At 71.0% G+C, this 16,710-nt stretch carries 16 protein-coding genes; 5 read left to right on the top strand and 11 right to left on the bottom strand.

Annotated features, from left to right (window positions below; translation table 11 throughout):
* Positions 1-13: 13 nt before the first annotated feature.
* Complete coding sequence (locus ACK41C_RS13150; protein WP_409655042.1) at positions 14-1,162, bottom strand: DUF2336 domain-containing protein; 1,149 nt, start codon at positions 1,160-1,162, stop codon at positions 14-16.
* A 166-nt stretch (positions 1,163-1,328) separates the two neighbouring features.
* Between ACK41C_RS13150 and ACK41C_RS13145 the strand changes: the two genes are divergently transcribed.
* Entirely contained in the window at positions 1,329-3,140 is a 1,812-nt protein-coding gene (locus tag ACK41C_RS13145) for a hybrid sensor histidine kinase/response regulator (protein WP_409655039.1), read from the top strand.
* A 70-nt stretch (positions 3,141-3,210) separates the two neighbouring features.
* The gene (locus ACK41C_RS13140) at positions 3,211-4,404 is read left to right on the top strand and encodes a CaiB/BaiF CoA transferase family protein (RefSeq protein ID WP_409655036.1); all 1,194 of its coding nucleotides are present in this window, start codon (positions 3,211-3,213) and stop codon (positions 4,402-4,404) included.
* Here ACK41C_RS13140 and ACK41C_RS13135 read toward each other — a convergent pair.
* From ACK41C_RS13135 to ACK41C_RS13120, 4 genes are all read right to left on the bottom strand, one after another.
* A complete protein-coding gene (locus ACK41C_RS13135; RefSeq protein WP_409655033.1) occupies positions 4,401-5,231 on the bottom strand; it encodes a transglycosylase SLT domain-containing protein in 831 nt (276 codons plus the stop codon). The two genes, ACK41C_RS13140 and ACK41C_RS13135, sit on opposite strands and share 4 nt — an antisense overlap.
* Before the next feature lie 70 nt (positions 5,232-5,301).
* Positions 5,302-7,086 (bottom strand): ATP-binding protein, encoded by a 1,785-nt coding sequence (locus ACK41C_RS13130; protein ID WP_409655031.1) that lies wholly within the window; start codon positions 7,084-7,086, stop codon positions 5,302-5,304.
* A gap of 75 nt (positions 7,087-7,161) precedes the next feature.
* The gene (locus ACK41C_RS13125; protein ID WP_409655029.1) at positions 7,162-8,331 is read right to left on the bottom strand and encodes an acyl-CoA dehydrogenase family protein; all 1,170 of its coding nucleotides are present in this window, start codon (positions 8,329-8,331) and stop codon (positions 7,162-7,164) included.
* An 18-nt stretch (positions 8,332-8,349) separates the two neighbouring features.
* Positions 8,350-9,378, bottom strand: coding sequence for an NAD(P)/FAD-dependent oxidoreductase (locus ACK41C_RS13120; protein ID WP_409655026.1), 1,029 nt, complete (start codon positions 9,376-9,378; stop codon positions 8,350-8,352).
* Positions 9,379-9,486: 108 nt separating this feature from the next.
* Here ACK41C_RS13120 and ACK41C_RS13115 point away from each other — a divergent pair, with 108 nt between their 5' ends.
* Both ACK41C_RS13115 and ACK41C_RS13110 read left to right on the top strand, forming a co-directional pair.
* Positions 9,487-10,029 carry a hemerythrin domain-containing protein gene (locus tag ACK41C_RS13115; protein WP_409655024.1) on the top strand — a complete coding sequence of 181 codons (543 nt, stop codon included), beginning with the start codon at positions 9,487-9,489 and terminating at the stop codon, positions 10,027-10,029.
* Between the two features lie 10 nt (positions 10,030-10,039).
* On the top strand, positions 10,040-10,567 hold the full coding sequence (locus ACK41C_RS13110; RefSeq protein WP_409655022.1) for a CinA family protein: 528 nt from the start codon (positions 10,040-10,042) through the stop codon (positions 10,565-10,567).
* Positions 10,568-10,569: 2 nt separating this feature from the next.
* Here the strand turns inward: ACK41C_RS13110 and ACK41C_RS13105 are convergent, their stop codons facing one another.
* From ACK41C_RS13105 to ACK41C_RS13095, 3 genes are all read right to left on the bottom strand, one after another.
* The gene (locus tag ACK41C_RS13105; protein ID WP_409655019.1) at positions 10,570-10,860 is read right to left on the bottom strand and encodes a hypothetical protein; all 291 of its coding nucleotides are present in this window, start codon (positions 10,858-10,860) and stop codon (positions 10,570-10,572) included.
* Positions 10,861-10,938: 78 nt separating this feature from the next.
* Positions 10,939-11,529: a TetR/AcrR family transcriptional regulator gene (locus ACK41C_RS13100; protein ID WP_409655017.1), complete on the bottom strand. Its 591-nt coding sequence runs from the start codon at positions 11,527-11,529 to the stop codon at positions 10,939-10,941.
* Positions 11,530-11,560: 31 nt separating this feature from the next.
* On the bottom strand, positions 11,561-14,011 hold the full coding sequence (locus ACK41C_RS13095; protein WP_409655014.1) for an ATP-binding protein: 2,451 nt from the start codon (positions 14,009-14,011) through the stop codon (positions 11,561-11,563).
* A 209-nt stretch (positions 14,012-14,220) separates the two neighbouring features.
* On the opposite strand from ACK41C_RS13095, the gene ACK41C_RS13090 reads away from it, so the two are divergent.
* Complete coding sequence (locus ACK41C_RS13090; RefSeq protein ID WP_409655011.1) at positions 14,221-14,685, top strand: helix-turn-helix domain-containing protein; 465 nt, start codon at positions 14,221-14,223, stop codon at positions 14,683-14,685.
* On the opposite strand, the gene ACK41C_RS13085 is transcribed toward ACK41C_RS13090, so the two are convergent.
* The 3 genes from ACK41C_RS13085 to ACK41C_RS13075 all read right to left on the bottom strand — a co-directional run bounded on the left by ACK41C_RS13085 (position 14,682) and on the right by ACK41C_RS13075 (position 16,561).
* Positions 14,682-15,503 (bottom strand): TrmH family RNA methyltransferase, encoded by an 822-nt coding sequence (locus ACK41C_RS13085; protein ID WP_409655009.1) that lies wholly within the window; start codon positions 15,501-15,503, stop codon positions 14,682-14,684. The two genes, ACK41C_RS13090 and ACK41C_RS13085, sit on opposite strands and share 4 nt — an antisense overlap.
* Positions 15,504-15,698: 195 nt before the next feature.
* Positions 15,699-15,950, bottom strand: a complete 252-nt coding sequence (locus ACK41C_RS13080) for a hypothetical protein (RefSeq protein ID WP_409655006.1) — start codon at positions 15,948-15,950, stop codon at positions 15,699-15,701.
* Positions 15,951-15,994: 44 nt separating this feature from the next.
* Positions 15,995-16,561, bottom strand: a complete 567-nt coding sequence (locus ACK41C_RS13075) for a hypothetical protein (protein WP_409655004.1) — start codon at positions 16,559-16,561, stop codon at positions 15,995-15,997.
* Positions 16,562-16,710: the final 149 nt, after the last annotated feature.

Genomic DNA, 16,710 nt, shown 5'->3' with positions numbered 1-16,710 from the left:
GGCGCCTGCGGGTCTAGGCGCCCTGCGCCACCCGCGCCGAACGGCGGATCGTGGCCGAGACGCGGTCGACCTTGTCCAGCAGGTAGTCCACGTCGTCCCGGGAGGCGGGGCTCGGCTGGGTCAGGAACCGCTGCAGCATCCGTTCCTGGAAGCGTTCCCGATCGCGCGCGCCGCCATCGAACTCCATGGAGTGATAGGTGTCCACCCCGGCGCGGAACGCCGGATAGAGCCGCGCCGGCAGGCCAGCCCGATCGTAGACCGCCTTCAGCCCGAGGGGGCCGGCGTCATGGATCATCAGCCAGGTGCGATGGTGCGGCACCTGGGCGAGCTCAGCCAGGCCCCATTCGAAGAAGCTGATGTGGCCATGCGCCAGGCCGCGCAGCAGGAGGGACGCTGTCAGCCGCTCGTGCTTGGCCAGATGGGCGACGAAGGCCTTCATGTCCTGGGCGAGCCCCGCCTGGTCGACCAGGTCGACGGTCGCCCGCTCCCGCGCCCCGAGCGCGATCTCCAGGGCCAGTTCGGGGGAGACGGCCTGGGTGTTCAGCAGGTGGTCGCGCACGCTGTCGGCCACCAGGCCGATCAGCTTCTCCGTCACCGAGACCGGCAGGGCGTTGCGATAGGCCACCGCCGCCAGCACCCGCTCCGAGGCCTCGAAACGCTGGACCACCTTGTGCAGGGTCTGTTCGGCGAAGTCGGCGTTGTCGTTGGCGCAGACGGCCTCGACCGCGCGCTCCACGCCATGCTCGACGATGGCGCGGGTCACGGTCTGCGAGACCCGGGGGCGCTTGGCGATCACCACCTGGCGCACCGGCCCGCCCAGGCGGACGATCTCGCAGAGGTCCTCGTCGGTGAAGACCGGGGAAGCGCCCAGGAACGGCAGGGCGACGCTCTCCACGTCGCGGGCCAGGCGAAGGGCCACGTCGCGCGGAACCACTGTGGAGTGCTTCAGGGTGACCGCCAGCGCCTTGCGCACCAGCTCGACCGCATCCTCGGCCATGACGCGCAGGATTTCGTGGGCCTTTTCGCGATCCTCGTCCGAGAGCTTCGAGCGGTCGATGCGCTGGCAGACCTTGCGCGCGGCGGCGGCCCGCTCGTCCGGGGTCGCGCCCTTCAGCAGCGTGCGGATATCGTATTCGGTGAGCGCCGCCCGCGTCGTCGCCATCTTGCGCCTTCACACCCCCGGATTCGGGCCGGCAGGCCCTCAAGGTGAACATGCACGGTTAGGCTTAATGACCGGTTGCCGATGCGCCTGTGGATTAACGCTGCCTCGTAACCCCTCGCCAACCCTGACGGCCCTACTCTCGCGACTGTCAGTTGAAGGGCCTTTCATGCGGGTTGAGACGGAGTATCGCGCCGGCGAGGCGCCGCGCGGCGGGATGTCGACCGCCCAGCAGGCGCTGGAGGCCCAGACAGCCCTCCTGCCCTACGCCATCGCAGTCTTCGTGATCAGCCTGCCGGCCTATGTCTGGGCCGGATCCTTCGCGCCCAACGCGGTCTGGATGACCGCCTCCTTCGCCATCTTCGCCGGCGCCTGGGGGGTGTTCTATGCTGTCGTCAACTGGCTGAAGCGGCCGGAGGCGCGCGCCAACGTCGCCCTGCGTGGCAAGGTCCACATCTTCGCGGGCCTCTTGTGGTCCGGGGCGGTCGCGCAGATCGCCGCCTTCGCCGACGGCGCCGGGCCGGCGCGCGAGGCCCTGATGCTGACGGCGGTCGCCGCCGCGGTCGTGATCATCTTCTTCGCCTCGCCCTGGCTGCCGAGCCTGCTGATCGTCGGTTCCGCGGCCGCGGCCGGGCCGCTGTTCCTGCTCTTCGTCGATCCAGAGAGCCGCAACCTGTTCGACCCGGCCTGGGGGGCGGTGGCCCTGGCCATGGCGCTGTCGCTGATCCTCAACCGCGTGCTGCGCCGCCAGTTCGCCCTGGCCGCCGAGCGGGAGCAGCTCATCGCCGAGCGGGCCGGCAAGGTGGAGGAGGCCCGCCGCCTCGCCCAGTCGAAGTCCGACCTTGTCGCCACCCTGAGCCATGAGATCCGCAACGGCCTGACGGGCGTCGCTCACGTGCTGGCCGCCGCGGCCGGACGCAACGGGCGCTCGGCCCCCTCGCGGGAACAGCTCTCGGCCGCGCTCGACGCCGCCAACGACCTGATTTCGGTGCTGAACACCACCCTCGATTCCGAGACCGCCGAGGCCGGCCGCCTGGATGTGGAGACCCGCCCCTTCGACGCCGTGGCGCTGGCCCGCGACCTTGTGCTGCTGCACCGGCCAAACGCGGCGGCAAAGGGACTGGAGCTCACGTTGCACGTCGACGCCGACCTGGTCGGCCGAGCCGCCGGCGCGGCGATCGCCGACGCACACCGAGCCCGTCAGATCCTGGCCAACCTGCTCGGCAACGCCCTGAAGTTCACCGTGCGCGGGCGGATCGAGGTGCGGATCGAGCGCACGCCCGCCGGCGCCCTGGCGATCGAGATCGCCGACACCGGACCCGGCCTGGGGGCCGAGGAGCTGGCGCGCGCCTTCGAGCCCTTCGCCCGCATCGAGCGGACCAGCGCCGGAACCTCGGGCGCGGGCCTCGGCCTGTCGCTCTCCCGGCGGCTGGCGCGGCTGATGGGCGGAGAGCTCGCCGCCCACAGCGCCGTCGGCGTCGGCTCCTGCTTCCGCCTCGAACTGCCCTATGACGAGACCCTGTCGCCCGAGCGCGACGAGGAAGCCGACACGCCCGAGGCCGCCCCGGCCCTCGCCGGTCGCAAGGGCCTGCGGGTGCTGATCGCCGAGGACGACACCCTGAACGCCGCCATGTTGCGCGCCGTGGTCGAGCAGCTGGGGCACCTGGTGGTCCACGCCATCGACGGGCGCCGTGCGGTGGACCTGGCCAAGGTTTGCGAATTCGACCTCCTGATGATCGACGGCCGCATGCCCAACCTGGACGGCCCGGCCGCCATCGCCGCCGTGCGCGCCCTGGAGGGCCGCGCCGGCCGCACGCCCATCGTGGCGGTGATCGGCGGCGACGCCGAGGAAGCCGGCGAATGCCTGGACGCCGGCGCCGACGCGGTGCTGCGCAAGCCGGTCAGCGTGGCCGCCGTGGCCCGCGCCGTGGCCGACGCGGTGGCGATCGAGCGTCTGCAGACCACGGCCCGGGTGGCTTAAACGCCCGTTCGTCCTTGAGGCCGGCCGAGCGGCCCGCCAGTATGGCCCGGCAGATGTCTGGGAGGACGCCGTGCTGCTGAAGGGCCTGAAGGTCGTCGAGTTCGCCACCTATATCGCCGGGCCGGGCGCGGCCGGAATCCTCGCCGACTGGGGCGCCGAGGTCGTCAAGGTGGAGCGCCCCGAGGGCGATCCGATGCGCAACGTCTTCGGCGACGCCAAGAGCGCGCTGACCGGCAACCCCACCTTCGCCCTCGACAACCGCGGCAAGCGCAGCGTGGTGCTCGACATCTCCCGGCCCGAGGGGCGCGAGGCGCTGGCGCGGCTGGCGGCGGATGCGGACGTCTTCCTCACCAATGTGCGGCCGGCGGCCCTGAAGCGCGCGGGCCTGGACCACGAAACCCTGCGGGCCGCCAATCCACGGCTCGTCTACACCCTGATCACCGGCTACGGGTTGGACGGACCGGAAGCCCACAAGCCCGGCTTCGACGTCACCGCCTTCTGGTCGCGGGCGGGAGTGGCGCGGATGCACGCCCCCAAGGGCCAGGACCCATTCATCCTGCGCACCGGCGTCGGCGACCACGTGACTTCGCTGGCCACCGTCTCGGCGACCCTCGCGGCCCTCTACGAGCGGGAACGGACCGGCCAGGGCCGTTTCGTTCAGACCTCGCTGCTGGCGACCGGGACCTATGTGGTGGGCTCGGACCTGGCCGTGCAGCTGGCTTACGGCCGGCTCGTTTCCAACCGGCCGCGCAGCGATCCGTTCGACCCGCTGGCCAATTTCTACAAGAGCCGCGACGAGCGCTGGTTCGTGCTCAACCCCCGCGGCGGGGCCAGCGACTGGCCGACTCTGGCGGCCGCCTGCGGCCGGCCCGACCTGCCCCAGGACGAGCGGTTCGCCACCGGTCGCGCGCGCAAGGACAACAACAAGGCCCTGGTGGCCGAACTGGACGCGGCCTTCGCCGAGATGGACTTCGAAGAGATCGCCCGCCGGCTGGACGAGGCCGATCTCGTCTGGGCGCCGGTGCAGACCCCGGCCGAAGTCGCCGCCGACCCGCAGGCCGCCGCCGCCGGGGCCTGGGTCGAGGTGGAGGACGGCCAAGGTGGGGCCTATCGCTCGCCCGCCGCGCCCGCCCTGTTCCCCGGCGCGCTCAGCAGTTCGAGGCCGCCCTTCCCAGGGCTCGGGCAGCACACGGAAGAGGTGCTGGCGGAGCTGGGCTATTCCCGCGAGGAGATCGAGGCGATCTGCGGGGTCGCGGCCGCCTAACCGGCCTTGTCGCGCGCCTCGGCCAGAACGCGCAGCATTTCGCTGCTGAAGATGGAGCCGGTCGCGCGACCGGCGCCGGCGTCGTCGGTCGCCTGGCTGCCGCGGAGGATGAGCTCCACCAGGGCGGCTTGATCGCGCTGGAGCGACTGCTGGCGGGCCGAAGCGTACTGCACGAAGCCGCCCTCGAGCGCAGGGGTTTGGGCCGGCGACGGCGCGACAGGCCGCGAGGCGCCGCCGGTGCGGGTGAGGTTCGCATAGACCTCCGCCACCGTCGCCGGGCGGCCCTCGCGATAGAAGATCGAACGATTGGCCCGGGCCGCGTCCGGGAACAGCGAGGCGGCGCTGGCGGCCGGCCGCGTCTGCATGGCCTCAATCAGCTTGGCCGAGCCCTGCGGCCCGAGGAAATGGGCGGCGTAGAGCTCGCCGGCCGTCGGCGGACGCCCGACCCGACCCTGCAGGTAGGCCGCATGCCCCGCGGTCAGTTCGCCGGCCATCAGCGAGGCGGCGTGGGGATCGAAGCGCAGGTTCATCACCGTCTGGCGCGCCTCGTCGCCGCGCACGTAGTAGCGGCCGTCCGCGCCCTTGGCGATCAGGTCGGCATAGCGCGCATAGCCGTACTTGGCCCCGTGCTGCTTGAGGGTCGAGAGCCAGGTCTGCTCCACGAACTGGAAGAGGCCGGCCGCCGAGGAGGTCTGCGCCTTGGCCTTGGGATTGTAGCCGCTCTCCCGGTGCGCCGTCTTCATCAGGAAACCGAAGTCGACGCCCGTGGCGTTTGAAGCGCGCTGGATCGCGGCCTCGACGACTCCCCTGATTCCATTGACGGTCATGGCGCCAGAGTCCGGCGCGCATGGTTAACGGCGCGCTAACCATAAGCCGGCGCGGCGCGGCGCCGCAGGATCAGACCGCCCGAGCGATCGCCTGCGGTTGCGCTTCCGAAAGCGACCGCAGCGCCTCGATGAGGCGGGCGAGCTCCACGGGCTTGGGGATGCAGCCGTCCATGCCCGCGGCGGCGTAGCGCCCCTGCTCGCCCGGCAGCACGCTGGCGGTCAGGGCGATGATTGGGGTGCGCGCCCGGCCGGCGGCGCGCTCGCGGGCGCGGATCTCGGCGGCGGCGGCCACGCCGTCGCGGCCCGGCATGTGGATGTCCATCAGGATCAGGTCGTAGGGCGCAACCTCCCAGGCGGCTATCGCCGCGTCGCCATCCACCGCGCAGTCCACCGAAACCCCTACGCCTTCCAACAAGGTCCGGACGACGATCCGGTTGGTTTCGTTGTCGTCGGCCGCCAGCACCCGCAGCCGTGAGAGGTCCTCCATCGCCCCGCCGAGCTCACCGGACCGGTCGCCCCGAGCCCGCGGCAGCGGGACCTGGAACGTGAAGCAGGAGCCTTCACCCGCGGCGCTGGTGAAGTCGATGTCGCCGCCCATCAGGGCGACCAGCTCGCGGCTGATCGAAAGGCCGAGCCCGACGCCGCCGAACCGCCGCGTGGCGCCGCCGTCGGCCTGGACGAAGGCCTCGAAGAGGGTGGCGGCCTGATCCGCCCGGACGCCAACGCCGGTGTCGGCCACGCTGAAGCGCACGCGCTCGCCCTCGCAACGGACATAGACCGAAACAGCGCCTTCCTCGGTGAACTTGAGCGCGTTGGACAGGAGGTTGGACAGCACCTGGCGGAGCCGCACCTCGTCCCCGCTACGCCAGTCCCGGGCGGCGGGATCGACGAAGATGCGGAAATCGAGGTCCTTCTCGGCGGCGAGGGCTGCATAGAGCGAGCCCAGGTCGTCGACCAGGCGGCCGAGGTCGAAGTCCGCCGGCGCCAGGGCCAGCCGCCCGGTCTCGATATTGGCGATGTCGAGCACGTCGTTGATGGTCGCCAGGAGGGCCGAGCCCGACGCACGGATCACGTCCAGGCGCTCGCGCTGATGGTCGGGAAGATCGTCCAGCGCCATCACCTGGGCCATGCCCAGCACGCCGTTGAGCGGCGTGCGCAGCTCATGGGTGATGGTGGCCAGGAACTCGGTCTTGGTGCGGTTGGCCGCCCGCTCCCGCAACGCCAGTTCGTCGGCGGTCCGGCGGAGCGTCTCGTTGCGGTCGAGCTCGGCCTTGAGCTGGTCGTTCAAGGCTTCGGCGGCCAGCCGGGCGCGAAGCTCCCTCAGCAGCGCGCCGCGCATCAAATAGGATATCCCCAAGGCGACGAAGCCCGTCGCCAGCGCCAGGAACCCGGCGTTGTCGCGCAGCATCGGCGAGGCGGCGGGCGCCAGGGCCAGGAAGGCGCCCAGGGCGACGGCCACGCTGGGATAGGCTACGCGCCGCGTCGGCCCGCCCGTGGCGAAGCAGAGCGCCATCAGCAGTTGGTAGAGGAGTTGGTGCTCCTCGAAGCTCAAGGCCTGGTCGAGCAGCACATTGGAGAGGATGAACAGGTTCCCGGTCAGGATCGCCAGTTCCAGGAGGCCGAGATTCGCCGGCCGTCGCAGGCGCCAGGCGAGCCCCAGGCAGACGACGGCGGCGATGCCCGCGGTCGCTGTCAGGCTCCAGATTTCCGGGCCCGTGCGATAGGCCGGGTGCAGGACGGCGACGATGGCGTAGTAGGTGCCGACGATCGCCAGATAAGCGCGCGCCAGCGGCGTATAGACCGCCGCCACCTCGGCCGGCGGCGTCGCAGGCGGCCTCTTTCCCGGCCCCGACATGGCGCCTCCCCCCTCCGTTCGAAGGTGGAGCATGGCCCGGGCAGGGTTGCATTCCGGCTAACGCCCTCAAATGCGTCAATATGACTTCGGCAGGCCCAGCACCCGTTCGGCGATGTAGTTCAGGACCATCTCGCGGCTGATCGGGGCGATACGCGCGATCATCGCCTCGCGGAAGTAGCGCTCCACGTCGTATTCCTTGGCGTAGCCCATGCCCCCGTGGGCGAGGACCGCCGCCTCGCAGGCGTGAAACCCGGCCTCGCCCCCAAGATACTTGGCGGCGTTGGCCTCCGCGCCGCATTCCCGGCCGGCGTCGAACAGGGCCGCGGCCTTGAAGGCCATCAGGTTGGCCGCTTCCAGCTCCACCCAGGCCTTGGCGAGGGGATGGGCCACCCCCTGGTTCTGGCCGATGGGACGGCCGAAGACCACCCGCTCCCTGGCGTAGGCGCTGGCCCGCGCCAGGGCCGCCCGCCCCAGGCCGACGGCCTCGGCGGCGAACAGCACCCGCTCAGGGTTCAGGCCCTCCAGCAGATAGTAGAAGCCCCGCCCTTCCTCGCCGATCAGGGCGTCGGCCGGGATCTCCAGGTTGTCGATGAACACCTGGTTCGACTCCACCGCCTTGCGGCCCATCTTCGGGATCGGCTTGGCCTCGATCTTCGTGCGGTCGAAGTCGATGTAGAACAGCGACAGCCCTTGGGTGGACTTCTGGACCTCTTCCCGCGGGGTGGTGCGGGCGATGATCAGCATCTTGTTGGCGCGCTGGGCCGAGGTCGTCCACGTCTTGCGGCCGTTCAGCACATAGCCGTCGTTGGTCCGGGTGGCGCGCGTGGTCAGGCTGGTGGTGTCGAGGCCGGCGTCCGGCTCGGTGATGCCGATGCACATCTTGTCCTGGCCGGAGATGATGCGGGGGATGTGCCGCCGCCGCTGCTCCTCCGAGCCGAACTTCGCGATGGGCATGGGCCCGAAGATGTTCAGGTGGATCGCGCTGCCGCCCGAGAAGCCTGCGCCGGACTGGGCCACCGCCTGCATCATCAGCGCCGCCTCGGTGAGGCCGAGGCCCGCCCCGCCGAGTTCGACCGGCATGGCGGTGCCCAGCCAGCCGCCCTCGGCCATGGCCGCGACGAAGGCTTCCGGGAATTCGCCCGTCTCGTCGGTGCGGCGCCAGTAATCGGCGTCGAACCGGGCGCAGAGCCGGCTGACGCCGTCGAAGATCTCCTGCTGGTCCTCGGTGAACCCGAACGGGATCAAGCCGCCCTCCCTCGATGGTCAGCCGAACCGCGCCGGATCCAGCCTTTGGGCGAAAGGACCAGCTTCCCCCTCCGTCACGCAAGCGGCGATCACCCGCGCGACGAGGGGCGCCAGCAGCCAGCCGTTGCGCCGCGCGCCCACCGCCAGCAGCACGCCGGGATGGCGACCGCGCCCGACCATCGGCAGGCCGTCGGGCGTGGCCGCCCGCACGCCTGCGAAGGCTTGGTGCGGCGCCTTCGCCAAGGCTGGAAAGAGCTTGGCGCCGGCGGCTTTGAGGGGCGCCGCCTCGGCCTCCACCACCTGCGGATCGGCGACGCCCGGCTGCATGGTCGCGCCGACCGTGAAGCCGCCCGTCGAAGGCGTGACATAGGCGCCCTCGCCGCGCACCACGACGCCTTCGTAGGGCGCCTGGCTCTCGATGCGCAGGATGTGGCCCTTGATGGGCGCCAGGTGGGCCAGTTCCGGCGCCACTACCGCCAGGCCGTGCGCGGCTCCGGTGGCGATCACCAGGCGGTCGGCGCCTTCGAAGCCGGCTGCGGGGACGTCTCGGAACTCCACCCCCGCCGCCGAGGCCGCACGGCGCAGGGCCGCAAGGGCCTCGGCCGCCTCCAGCCGCCAGTCTTCCCGCGTCAGCAGGCCCGCGGCCCATGATGTGTCGAGGCCAGGCGCGAGGCTTTCCAGGGTGCCGCGGGAAAGTTCGGCCGGGTGCAGTCCCGCCTTGCGCAGGCCCGCGTGGGCGCGGGCCAGGAAGGCGGTCTCACCGACCGCCACGGCCCCGGACCGGTCCAGCACGATCCCAAGCTGCGCCTCCAGGGCCGGCCAGAGGTCCCTCGCGGCGAGCAGCAGGTCGAAATGGGGCGCGGCGGCAGGGTCGAGCGCCGCCTCGAAGGCCGGCGCCAGCATGCCGGCGGCGACGCCGGAGGCGTTCTGCGCCTCGCCGGCCGGATCGAAGACCGTCACCCGCGCACCCGTATCGGCCAGGGCCAGGGCGGTGGCGAGGCCCAGCGCGCCTGCGCCGGCGACCGTAATGGTGAGGGGCTTGGCCATGGCCCTAAGCAACGGGCTTCGCGGCGAAAATCAAGCGAGGAACCGCGCAGCCGGCGGCGTGTTCTGCTGGAAGACGGGTGGGGACCTCACCGCATCCAGGAGTTCGCCATGGCCACGGCCACGCATCCGACGACCAAGAAATCGAGCTCGAAGAAGACCTCGACCAAGACCGCCGCCTCGAAGTCGAGCGCAAAGACCCCTTCGGCGATCAAGCTCCTGAAGGACGACCACCGCGAGGTGGAAGACCTGTTCTCGCAGTACCAGAAGGCCCGCAGCGACGCGCGAAAGACGGAGCTGGTGCGGAAGATCTGCCTGGCTCTGAAGGTCCACACCCAGATCGAGGAGGAATATTTCTATCCGGCCTCGCGGGAGTTCGTGAAGAGCGAGGACATCGTCGACGAGGCGATCGTCGAACACGCCTCGGCCAAGGAACTGATCGCCCAACTGGAGGCCGGCGAGGTCGGCGATGAACTCTACGACGCCAAGGTTACGGTGCTGTGCGAAATGATCGAGCACCACGTGGAGGAGGAAGAGAAGGAGTACTTCCCGCAGGTGCAGAAGTCCGACATGGACCTCGAGGCGATCGGCACGCGGATGGCCGAGCGCAAGAAGGAGCTGATGGCCCAGCTCGGCGGCGAAGCGAAGCACTAGGCGATCCCCGATGGCCGAAGCCCTCGACGGCGCCTTGCCCGACGATATCGACGACCTGGCGCTGAAGGTGCTGCAGGAGGCCTGTGATCGCGGGCTGAAGCTGGTGACGGCGGAGAGCTGCACCGGCGGGCTGTTGGCCTCCCTGCTGACCGACATCCCCGGCTGTTCCCACGCCTTCGAGCGGGGCTTCGTCACCTATACCGACGCGGCCAAGCACGAACTTCTGGGAGTCGATCGGGAGATCCTGGAACGCGACGGGGCGGTCTCCGAACGCTGCGCGCGCGCCATGGCGGCAGGGGCGCTGGCGCGTTCCGAGGGCGACGTGGCGCTTTCGATCACAGGCTATGCGGAAGCGAGCCCCGACGGCGGCCCGGCCGGCCTGGTCCACTTCGCCAGCGCCCGGCAGGGGGAGCCGACGCTCCATCAGGTCCGGCGGTTCGGCGAGATCGGGCGCGCCGAGGTGCGGCTGGCCTGCCTGCGCGTCGCGCTCGGCATGATCCGCGAGCGCCTGATCCACCGCCCGGCCACGGCGGCCTGAGCTCAGGGCGAGGGCTTGCGTTCCGGTCGCCGTTCGGCCCGGGGCCGCGCCAGCAGCGAGGAGAGGAAGGCGGCGCTGGCGACGAAGCAGAACAGCGCCGCCGCCGTCCAGGCCCCCGCCGCGAGCGCAAAGCCGAGGGGATCGTCCTCCAGGTCGTAGTCGTGAAGCGCCAGCCCCGGCATTGTGCCCGCCGCCACCCCGACGACCAGCCGCCATGCCGTCAGGCCGAGGCCGCCGGCGAAGGCGGCCAGGCAGAACAGGCGGGCGAGGATGGCCTGGGCGCGCGGGCTCACGGGGCGCGACCCTAGGCGCCCCGTGGCTACCGGCTCGCTAAAGGATAGGGTTAGCCGAGGGACAATCGCCCTTCGCCGTCACCGGCGGCGGAACAGGACCTCCAGCCCCTGGATCACGTCCTCCATGAGAGGCTGCTCCCCCTCCCCGCCAGCCGCCAGCGTCATGGACGCCGCCCCGTGTCCACACGCCCAGACGGCCAGCGCCACCTGGTGGATCTGGTCGGGGGTGCGGTCCTGCTGGCTGGCCGAGGCGCCGATGACCTGCTCCAGCACGGAGAAGGCGCTGTCGCGGGCGGCGGTCACCTCCGGCGCGCGCAGGATCGGCGGGTCGAACATCAGGGCGTAGATGCCGGGCTGCCGATGAGCGAAGGCGAAATAGGCCAGGGCGGAGTCCCGGATCGGGGTCTCCGAGCCGGCGGCCAGGCGCAGGGCCTCCTCCAGCTCGCGAAAACCCTCGGCGGCGAGCCCGGCCAGAAGCGCGTTCTTGCTGGCGTAGTGGTGATAGACCGAACCGGCCGCGATGCCGGCCCGCGCGGCGAGATTGCGCAGGTTCAGGCTCGCCGGCCCGCCGTCGGCGAGTATGGCGCGGGCCTCGGCGAGAAGCAGGGCGCGCAGGTTGCCTACGTGGTAGCTGCGCCGCCGCGTCGGGTCCGCATCCGCCCAGGGCATTCGGCTATCGTCCCGGTTCTGGCCAAGCTGATCAGCGTTCATTGATCCGCACATCGGCGGCGGTGTCCAGCCCGGCGCCGTCGATGGCCTGCATCAGGGCTTCGTAGAGCCGCCCCACCTCGATCGGCTTGGCGACGAAGCCGTCCATACCTGCGGCCATGTATTCGGCCACCTGGTGCGACATGGCGTTGGCGGTGAGCGCGATGATCGGCGTGCGGGGGCGGCCCTCGGCGGCTTCGCGGGCGCGGATCGCCGCCGTGGCGGCGGGGCCGTCCATCTCGGGCATCTGCACGTCCATGAGGACCACGTCCCACGGCTCGCGCGACCAGGCCTCCACGGCGGCAGCGCCATTGCCGACAATGACGGGATCGATGCCGATCTGGGTGAGCAGGGTCTTGAGGACCAGCTGGTTCACCGTGTTGTCCTCGACGGCGAGGACGCGCAGGCCCAGCCGCTGCACCGCTTCCGAATCCTCCGCCGGCGAAGGCGGAGGCGCCGGCAGCGGCGCACTGGCGCCCAGCCGCCTCAGCGGCAAGGTGACGACGAAGGTGGTTCCCCGCCCAACCGAGCTCTGCGCCTCGATGGCGCCGCCCATCAGGCCCGCCAGTTCCCGGCAGATGGCCAGGCCCAGGCCCGTGCCGCCGTACCGGCGGGTGGTGGAGGCGTCGGCCTGTTCGAACTTCTGGAAGAGGCCGGCCAGGCGATCGGGCGGAATGCCGATGCCGGTGTCCGACACGGTCAGCCGCAGGGCCTCGCCGGCGCGGCCGACCACCACCCGGACTTCGCCCAACTCGGTGAACTTCAGGGCGTTGGAGACCAGGTTGTAGAGGATCTGCCGCACCCGTGTGGAATCCCCCAGATAGACGCCCTGCGCCAGCGGTTCGACCGAGAGATCGAAGGACAGTCCCTTCTTGTTGGCGATCGCGGTGAAGGCCGCGTGCGCGCCGCGAGCCAGATCGACGACGTCGAAGGGCCGCTCCTCCAGCTCCAGCTTGCCGGCCTCGATCTTGGAGAGGTCGAGCACGTCGTTGAGGATGGCGAGCAGGGTCTCGCCCGACTGGCGGATCACCTCCAGGCGGTCGTGCTGCACCTGGGTCAGGTCGTTGTCGGCGGCCATGGCCTGAGCCATGCCGAGCACGCCGTTCAGGGGGGTGCGGATCTCGTGGCTCATGGTCGCCAGGAAGGTGGACTTGGCGCGGTTGGCCGCCTCGGCGTCCTCCTTGGCCTGCAGTAGGGCCCGCTCGGTCGCCTTGCGCGCGGTGACGTTCTGCAAGGCGCCGATCAGGCGGAGCGGGCGCCCCTCCGCGTCCTCGACCAGTCGGCAGGACCCCGCCGCCCACACCTCCCGACCGTCCCGCCGCACGACGCGGTATTCGGGGCGATAGGGCGCTCCCTCCTTCAGATGACGTTCCCACGCCGCCTGCACCTCAGGGAGATCGCGGGGGTCTATCGTGGCCCAGATGTCGCGGAACAACTCCTCATAGGTCTTGGGCTCGCTGAAGAACGTATCCTCCGCGCCCGCTTTGATGAGCTCGTGCCGCACATAGTCGATCTCGTAGACGTGGAGGTCAGCCGCCTCCATGGCCATGGTCAGCCGCTCCTCCGAACGGGTGGCCGCCTCCAGGGCCTCGACCATGTCGGTGATCTCATGGCTGCCGATGATCAGGCCGGCCACCTCGCCGTCCACGCCGCGCCAGGGGGCGACTTCGGCCTTGAACCAACGCAGGCGGCCGTCCGCGCCTTCGGCTGGAACCCGGTCCGCCCGCACGGTCTCACCGGCCAGGCAGCGGGCGTAGGTGGCGCTCCATCGGCTGTAGAGATGCGGGGCCAATTCATCGAGGGTCTTGCCGATTACCGCCTCGCCGCCGGCTTCGACCATCTCCAACCAGCGGGCGCTGCAGGCGATCACCCGCAGCTCCCGATCCGTCAGGACCAGGGCGACGGGCAAGGCGCCGACGATGGCGCCGAGCGTGTCGCGCATGGCGTCCCGCTCGCGCCGGCTTTCCTCGCGGGCCTTCCGGGCCTGAGCCCGCTCCCACTCGTCGGCGACGAAGTCGGCCAGGTCCTGCAGGCGCCGCACCATGCGCTCGTCCCGGGGGCGCGGAGCCGGGCCGCCCACCGCCAGGACGCCGGGCACCGACCCGTCGCTCAGCCGCACCGGCGCGGCGGCGTAGAAGCGGATATGCGGCGGGCCGGCGACCGATCGCAGATCGCAGAAGCGCGGATCGGCCGAGGCGTCCTCCACCCAGAGGGGCTCGCCGCTCTCCATCACCATTCGGGCGGCCGGATCTTCCCGCGGGCCGAAGTGATCGGCCGGGTCGCGGCTGCGCCAGACCGCCCCGCCGCCCATCAGGACGATCTGGGAATCCACGGCGTCGAACATACTGCGCGCCAGACGCGTGGTCCGGTCGCAGACGTCGCGGGAAAGATCCAGCCCAAGCCGGCGCGCGTCCGGCCACGACCGGCCCGGTGCGTGGTCCATACGGCCCTCCCCCATGAAAACCGCAGTCTTTCAGGAAGATGAGCCTCCGCCATCAAGGTTAAGCGGCTCTTAGCCGCAGGCAGACCTGGTCAAGTTCGCGCTTGAGGCGAACCGCCGCGCCTGGGCACACCGTGAAAGCGAAAAATCAACCCTCTGCTGCGACCGGTTGTCCCGCCTGCGACAAAGCTGTGGCGGGCGAGCTTGAGCATATGCGACAACTCGATATCGCGGATCTGCCGCGTGTTGAGGATCTGTATCAGGTGACCGAGAGACCGGAAGACCAAGGCCCCGACCCCATCGACATCGCGGTGGGTCATCGCATTCGCGTTCGGCGCAAGTGGCTGGGCATCTCCCAGTCGGCGCTGGCCGATCACCTGGGCGTCAGCTTCCAGCAGGTTCAGAAATACGAGCGCGGCGCCAACCGCGTGTCCGCCTCAATGCTGGTGAAGATCGCCCAGAAGCTGGACACCACGGTCGCAGAACTGGTGGGCGAGACCGCCGGCCCCGAAGGGGACGAGAGCCTGTTCGAGAAGCTGGCCGTTCCTGGCGCCGTACAGCTGCTCGACGCGTTCGCGAGCGTGCAGCAGCCCTCGCTCCGGACCGCGATCCTGAACCTGACGCGCTCGCTCATCGAGGAGTCGGACGTCGCGCCGGCGGCAAAGCGGGCCCGCTAACCCCTCTCCCCCTGGGGATCGTCGGGCCGCAGGTGGTGCAGGACGATCCCGGCGCTGACCGAGACGTTCAGCGAATCGAACCCTTTCGCCATGGGGATGCGCACCGTTCGGGCGCGCGCCAGAAACTCGTCCGAAAGGCCCGGTCCTTCCGCCCCGACTAGGACGGCGGTGCGCGGCGCGGGCGAGAGTTCGGCCAGCCGCATCTCGCCGCGGGGGCTGAGCGCAAGCGCCTCGAAACCGTGCGCGGCGAGCAGGCCTAAAGGATCGGCCCCGTCAGCCAGTCGGGCGAAGGGCACGTTGAGCGCCGCGCCCACTGAAACCCGGATTGCCTTGCGATAGAGCGGGTCGGAACATCGGGCGTCGAGCAGCACCGCATCGGCGCCGAAGGCCGCGGCGTTGCGAAACAGGCCGCCCACATTGTCGTGGTTTGAAATGCCGCACAGGACCAGGACCAGCGCCCGGGACGGCAGGCCGGCCAACAAGCCCCCCGGGTCCACCGGCGCGCCGCGACGCCCCGCCGCCAGGATCCCGCGGTGGATCGGAAACCCGACCACGGCGTCCATCACCGCCTGGGATGCGGCGTAGACCGGCGTTTCCGTCGGCAGGCGCTCGATCACGTCGGCGAGGGCGTCCACACGCTTTTCCGCTAGGAGCAGCGAATCCGGCCGGTGCAGGCGCGACCGGGCCAGGGCGCGCACCACCACCTCGCCCTCGGCGATGAAACCGCCCAGCCGGCCCACCAGGTCGCGCTCGCGCACGTCGCGATAGGGCGCTAGGCGCGGGTCTTCGGGATCGTCGATGCGGATCGGGGCGGCCATGCGCCACCCCTAGAACAGGGTGCGGCCGGTTTGAACCTGTCCCCCGCTCACCCCGACGAAAGTCGGGGTCCAGATGGAAAAGCTCAGAAGCGGGTTCGACGGCCGGCGAGCCTCTCCAGCCCACTTCGATGCTCCGCGAACTGGCCCGGCCTTCGCCGGGGCGAGCGGCTAAGGGAAGATGCTCACCGGACAATGCTAGCGCGGCGGCGCAGGCTCCGACTGCACCGGCGGCGGCGAGCCGTCGGCCGGGACCACGCCTGTGGCGCCGGCGTCGGGCGCGGCGACGCCGCCCGGGGCGTTCGGCGTCGCGGTGGGCTGGCTGGTGTCGGGCATGGCCGCGCCGACGCTTTCGCCCTGGGGCTCCGGCGCCGTGGTGTCGCGCGGACTGCAGGCGATGGCGGCAAGCGCAAGCGCCGCAACGCCGAGGGCGGGAACGAAGGATTTCATCGGCGGCTCCGTGACTGCTGCGCCGAGGGGAACGGCGCAGGGGCTCAGCCGTTCCGCGGCCCCGCAAGCCGCTCGCCGGCTTCGCGACCGGCCTTGCGCGCCGCCCGGGCCGGCGAGGCCTCGATGCCGGCGCAGGCCACGCCCAACCCCTCGATCAGGGCGACAAGCCGCTCGTCGCGGGACAGCGGCGAGGCCAGCGCGACGCCAGCCAGATGCTGGCCTTCCACGAAGCCGCGCACCTCTTCCAGCAGCCAGGGGCTCTCGGCGTCGACCCGACGGATGACCACGGACTGGCCGGAGGCGGCCAGGGCCTCCATCAGGCCGTCCTGCCAGCCGACGATGCGTTCGGCGTTGTGGGCGTCGTAGATCAGGCCGACCAGGCCCTCGGCCCGCGATGGGCGCGAGAACCGCCGGGGTGCGGCCGCGCCCTGCTTCAGGAAGGCCAGGATGGCGCGCCGGGCCTCGGCGCGCGCCAGCGGCGTCCCGTCGATGGCCCGGGAGATGGTCTTGCGCGGAACGCCGGCAAGCCAGGCGATGTCGCTGATGGTCGGCTGCCCGGGCGCAGCCCCTTGCGCGCCGTCGGCCGGTTTGGTCGCAACGCCGTTCGACACTCGATTCCCCACCTTAAGGTTCCATTCAACATAACGCGGCTTGCGGAACTGGCTAGCGGTCCTTGCAGCCTCCACGCGCAGTTGATCGAACGCTCCCCTGAGCCTTGATTTCGCGCAGTCGTGACCTTGATAAACTTGACGCCCGCGTC

The sequence above is a fragment of the Phenylobacterium sp. genome, assembly GCF_046290725.1.
In the GTDB taxonomy this organism is placed as follows: Bacteria; Pseudomonadota; Alphaproteobacteria; order Caulobacterales; family Caulobacteraceae; genus Phenylobacterium.
This window is presented reverse-complemented; position numbering and strand designations above follow the sequence as displayed.